Source organism: Bacteroides rodentium JCM 16496 (assembly GCF_000614125.1).
In the GTDB taxonomy this organism is placed as follows: Bacteria; Bacteroidota; Bacteroidia; order Bacteroidales; family Bacteroidaceae; genus Bacteroides; species Bacteroides rodentium.
The window spans coordinates 1-6,005 of record NZ_BAKJ01000096.1 but is presented as its reverse complement, the minus strand read 5'-3'; the positions used below and the strand labels follow the sequence as shown (position 1 = coordinate 6,005).

Below are 6,005 nucleotides of genomic sequence, written 5' to 3'. Positions count from 1 at the left end.
TCTGTGATCAAGTCTGAGACATTGGAGAAACGTCAGGTCTCCAACTTATCGAATGCACTTTCCGGTACTGTATCTGGTGTGCAGACACAAAGTACAAATGGCCAGCCGGGTACGAGTGCGACAGTTCGTATTCGCGGTATCGGTTCTATGTATGCCAGCAACAATCCTTTGTATGTAGTGGATGGTATTCCTTATGAAGGAGATATCTCCGCTGTCAATTCACAAGATATCGAATCAATGACCGTATTGAAAGATGCTGCAGCGGCAGCGTTGTATGGTGCGCGTGGTGCAAACGGCGTTATTTTGGTTACTACAAAGAAAGGTAAGAGCGGTGATACACAGATTTCTTTGGATGCTCGTTGGGGAACCAACTCCCGTTTGGTGAAGAATTATGATGTGTTGCAGAATGCAAGCACTTACATGGAAACGGCTTATTCCGCTTTGTATAATGGTTATTTGTATAATAGTAAATATACGGCAGAACGGGCTTATCAATTGGCTAATGCAGACTTAATTCCTAGTTTAGGATACCAGGTTTATACCGTACCTGAGGGACAATATCTTATTGGTCGGAATGGTAAACTGAATCCTTATGCTACTTTGGGGTATAGTGACGGTGACTATTATTATACTCCCGATAACTGGTCAGATGAAATGTTCCAGAGCAATTTACGTCAGGAGTATAATCTTAGCGTTTCTGGAGGTTCAGATAAATTAAGCTATTATCTTTCTGCCAGTTATTTGAATGATGAAGGTATTATTGAAAACTCCGGTTTCGAACGTATCTCCACTCGTATGAATGTAGACTATCAGGCTAAAAAATGGTTGAAACTTGGAGTGAATCTTAGCTATTCTAATGTAACAAGCCGCTCCCCGGGTGACCAGGATACGGATGCAGCTACTTCTTCAGGCAATGCATTCTTTGTTGGTAATTTTATTGCGCCAATCTATCCGATGTATGTGCGTAATGCTGATGGCAGTTTTCAATATAATGCCAATACAGGTTATCATGTATATGATTATGGTGATGGAGAAAGTACAAATTTTACTCGTAACTTCATGAGTATGTCTAATCCTATGAGTGGTTTTCTTTATGATACAGAGAAGTATCTGATGGATATCTTGAATGGAAAGTGGTATGCTAAGATTGATATTATTGACGGTTTGTCTCTGACCGCTTCATTAGGCTTGCATATTGATAATACACGCCAACATAGCGTGGGGAACAAGTATTATGGTCAGTCGGCTTCTTATGGCGGTTCTGTCATGCAGTACTCTTCACGCGTTTATTCGCTTGACCAACAATATCTGTTGAATTACAAGAAATCATTTGGTAGTCATAACTTAGATATTTTAGCTGGTTATGAAAGCATGGACTTCAACACAGAGAGTCACTATATTTTAGGATATAACATGTATAGTGACAACAACTGGACAGCTTCTAATATTATCGATCGTAAGAATGGTTCCGGTAGTTACAATGAATATGCAACAATCGGTATTATTACACGTGCCAGCTACGACTTCAATGAAAAATATTATGGTAGTGTTTCTTATCGTCGTGATGCTTCTTCACGCTTCCATCCGGATAACCGTTGGGGTAACTTCTGGAGTGTGAGTGCAGCATGGGATATGGCAAAAGAAAATTTTATCAGTCAATATGATTGGATTAATATGCTGAAGCTAAAGGCTTCTTTTGGTCAGCAAGGTAACGACAACCTCTATTATAAGGGTTATTCGAATTACTATCCGTACTTGGACCAGTATACTGTAAGCGGTTCGGATGGTGTATTCTCTGATGGTGTGCTTTATTACAAGGGAAATAAGGACATCACTTGGGAAACATCCAATTCATTCAATGTAGGTGTGGATTTCGCCCTTTTGGGAGGACGTATTGACGGTACAATCGAATACTTCAATCGGCAGACTAAGGATATGTTGTACTACAAACCGGTAGCAATGTCAAACGGTTATACCCAATTCCCTATGAATCTCGGTTCGGTACGTAACTCTGGTGTGGAAATAGAATTGAATTATACTCCGATTGAAACCAATGAATTGAAATGGGTGATTAATTGGAATGGAACATTGATGAAAAACAAGATTCTCGAATTGCATCCGGATTTGAAGGGAGAGATGATTAGTGGTGCTTATATTTATCGTGAAGGTGAATCTTTGTATCAGATGTATCTGACGAAATATGCAGGTGTAGATCCGGATTCCGGTGAAGCGCAATATTGGGCAAAAGGTGATGATGGCGTGGAATACAAAACTTGGGATTGGTCTGCTGCTTACAATTCCAACAGACAAGCTTCCGGTGATTTGCTGCCTACTATTTATGGTGGTGTCGGTACTACATTGGAATTCCATGGTTTTGATTTCTCTATTCAGTGTGCGTATCAGTTGGGTGGTACGATTTATGATAGTGGCTATCAAGCTTTCATGCATGGCGGTGACTCTCACTACATGGGGTATAACTGGCACAAGGATATTCTGAATGCGTGGACACCGGAGAATAAGAATACTGATATCCCGCGTATAGATGCCATTGATAAATACACCAACTCTTCATCAGACCGCTGGTTGACAAGTTCGGATTATTTCTCTATCAATAACATTACATTAGGCTACACTTTGCCTAAGAGATGGTTGAGGAATCTGGGTATCGGAAGTTTACGTGTTTATGGTGCAGCCGATAATGTCGCTCTTTTCTCAGCTCGTAGAGGGCTTGACCCACGTATGAGCTATACTACGGCTTCTACGGACAGATATACACCTATACGTACTATTTCTGGTGGCTTGAAAGTAACATTCTGATAATAGTTCAATAATAAAAATAGAAAGAATATGAAGAAATTATATAAAATAACACCGTATGTTATGCTCGGTTTGATGGTGACCGGATGTACAGATTTGGATACGGAACCGTTGAGCTCAACCATTACATCTGATCAAAAGGAGGATGTTGTAGAGTCTGATCCTTCCAGATTGGAAGCCAGTGTAGCGGCTGTGGCTGCAAACTTCACGCAATATGCCAAAATCTATACGGAAGATGATAATGTACATAGTGATATCGGTTTTCCCACTATCATGTTGGCTACAGAGTCAAGAGGAACGGATATGATTGCGGATATCACAGGCTATAACTGGTATTCCAATTCAGCTAATTACAGTGACTGTTTGAATACAAGTACAGCTACCATTGAGTTTTGGGGAACATTGTATAATCAGATTTTTACAGCTAACAATGTAATTGCTTCTGTGGATAATGAGACAGAGGACCCTACATTGCAATACTATTTGGCACAAGCATTGGCTGTACGTGCTTTTGACTATTTCACATTGATACAGTTGTATCAGTTCAACTACAAGGGGCATGAGAGTGCTATGGGTATGCCTTTGATTACAGAACAAAATGCGACAGAAGTTGCAGCTAATGGTTGCGCCCGTTCTACAGTGCAGGAAACTTATGATTTTATTTTAACAGACTTGAATAAGACTATTGAACTGCTGACTGCCACTACAAAAAAACGTGACGATAAGCGTTATGTCAGCTTGGATGTCGCTTACGGTATTCGTGCACGTGTCTATCTGGCCATGCACAACTATGCTGAAGCTCTGAAGGATGCGGAATCTGCACTTGCCAGCACGGCTTCTATTCCATATTCACGTTCGGATGTAAGTAAGCCTTCATTCATCAATATTGAAGATAATTCATGGATGTGGGGTATTTTGATTACAGAACAAGACCGTGTGAGCACAACCGGTATCTGTAATTTCCCTTCACATATGGGTTCTTTGAATTATGGTTATGCATCAGTAGGCGGATGGCGTAGAATCAGTCCTAAACTGTATGACCAGATTCCTGCAAGTGATGTTCGTAAGGGATGGTTCTTGAATGGCGAAGGGGTGTCTGCTAATTTGCCGGCTGCTGCCCAGGCATACATTACCGGTAAAAAGGCACCTGCCTATACACAAGTGAAGTATGGAGTGTTGAATGACCAATGGGGTACTGACAACAATGCTACGGATGTAATATTGATGCGTGTTGAGGAGATGTATCTTATCAAGGCAGAAGCACAGGCTATGAGTGGCAATGTTAGTGGTGGTGTATCTACTCTTAACTCTTTTGTCACTACATATCGTGATCCATCTTATAAGTGTACTGCTACTACACCGGAGGAGGCGCAGGAAGCTATTTGGCAACAACGTCGTCTTGAATTCTGGGGAGAAGGTATGGCATATTTCGATATTATGCGTCTGAATAAAGGTGTTAACCGTTTGGGATGTGGTTTCCCGACTACTGCCGTATTTAATATTGCAGCAGGTGATCCAATTCAGATTTACAGTATTCCTAATAAGGAAGTACAATATAATCCGTTGTTGGAAAACAATCCGTTGGTTTCAGCGCCAGCGCCAATACCTGATGTTGAATAAAGAATAAGTTAACTATTAAAAATACGGAATATGAAATATATAAATAAGATACTTAGTCTGTTTATCATCGCACTAATAGCTACATCTTGCGATCCTGATGCAGAAAGTTATACTCCGGGGGAACTGGAAGACGGTAACCAAGGAATCTGTTTTGTTGGCAATTATATTCAAACGGTGGAAGTGGAGCCGGGAATAGCCTCTTTTGACTTGACTCTTACGCGTGCATTGGTGGATGCAGCAGGTACTGTTGATGTTACGGTGGTTAATAATGAGGAAAATGTATTTGTGTGTCCTTCTACGGTATCATTTGCTGCTGGAGAAAAAACAGCAAAATTGACTGTTGATGTTCCATCGGCTGCGGAGGGTATTACTTATAATTTGCAGTTGGCTTTGAGTGGCAGTGATGTAAGCAAATACTCTTCCGGTTATCATGAGATTTCAGTGAATTTCGCTATCCTGAAATGGGAATCTATTGGTACCGGGTATTATTTGGATGGCACGGTTTCTAATTTCTTTGGTGTAGATCCGTCTCTTCCTTTGGCTGTGGAAATTGAAAAGACCACAACTGCTACCAGTACCCGTTTCCGTTTTGACAGTCCGTTTGCCAAGGTGGCTACTGCGCAAGATGAGGTCGGAGGTTTCAACGGTTATCCTTTTAATGAGGAGGGCGACATTGTTCCTGGTGAATATGTCTTCACTATTGATGTAACTAAGGCAGGCGCTTCTTTGAAACCGGTTCAATATGGCATGGACTGGGGGTATGGTATGTTTAGTGGTGGTTCTGTTTATGGTAACTTGTCTACTAATATAAACTCTTATCCTTTGGGCGTTTACAATGAAAAAGCCGGTAGTATAACTTTCCCAGCCAATTCTCTATACGTAAGCATGGCCGGTTATAAGGATGGTGGTAAATATCCTTGTACTAACGCATCTTATCTGTACTTGAGTGCAGAAGCATATCTTAACTCTTTGGAAGCAGAGTAACCTGAAAGTTACAAAGAATTACACATAAGAAAAGCCGGTTCACAAGTGAAGGGACCGGCTTTTTGCTTTATATCGGTTCATAGAGAATGACGTTGCTGCTGATTTTTCTCTAGTTCCTCTTGAATTTAAATTGGAATTATACCAAGATACTCGATAGAATTCCAATTATGTTACCAATTTGCCAATTATTGCATCACTCCTCTATTTGTCATAGCATATATTACTGTAATGAATATTGTAATAAAGTGGCTCTTATGATGATATTATTATGATACAAACCGACAACAACATTTATTATGAAGGATTTTCTTACCAGAACTTTCCAACGAAACATAATGAAGTAATTTATCTATAATAATTGAGTCTTGTTAAATAGGAAAAGTCTTTCTTAAAACATGATATTTATTATTTAGTGCCTTGATATCTATTGATATTCAGTGTGTTATATTTTATCAGAGTAACACCTTGGTAGATTGATGACTCTCTATATTCACCTACAGTACTTTACAAGAGGGATAACTATGAGTTTTTAAGTTTTTGGGGAAATCATATATAATTGATACACAATCATATATCCAGTTTGT

At 39.9% G+C, this 6,005-nt stretch carries 3 protein-coding genes; all 3 read left to right on the top strand.

Annotated elements, in window-relative coordinates:
• The coding region (locus tag JCM16496_RS20385) for a SusC/RagA family TonB-linked outer membrane protein (RefSeq protein ID WP_025836357.1) at positions 1 to 2,817 on the top strand (2,817 nt) is incomplete at its 5' end.
• Positions 2,818 to 2,847: 30 nt separating this feature from the next.
• Positions 2,848 to 4,437: a RagB/SusD family nutrient uptake outer membrane protein gene (locus JCM16496_RS20380; RefSeq protein WP_025836356.1), complete on the top strand. Its 1,590-nt coding sequence runs from the start codon at positions 2,848 to 2,850 to the stop codon at positions 4,435 to 4,437.
• Between the two features lie 30 nt (positions 4,438 to 4,467).
• Complete coding sequence (locus JCM16496_RS20375; protein WP_025836355.1) at positions 4,468 to 5,421, top strand: hypothetical protein; 954 nt, start codon at positions 4,468 to 4,470, stop codon at positions 5,419 to 5,421.
• Positions 5,422 to 6,005: the final 584 nt, after the last annotated feature.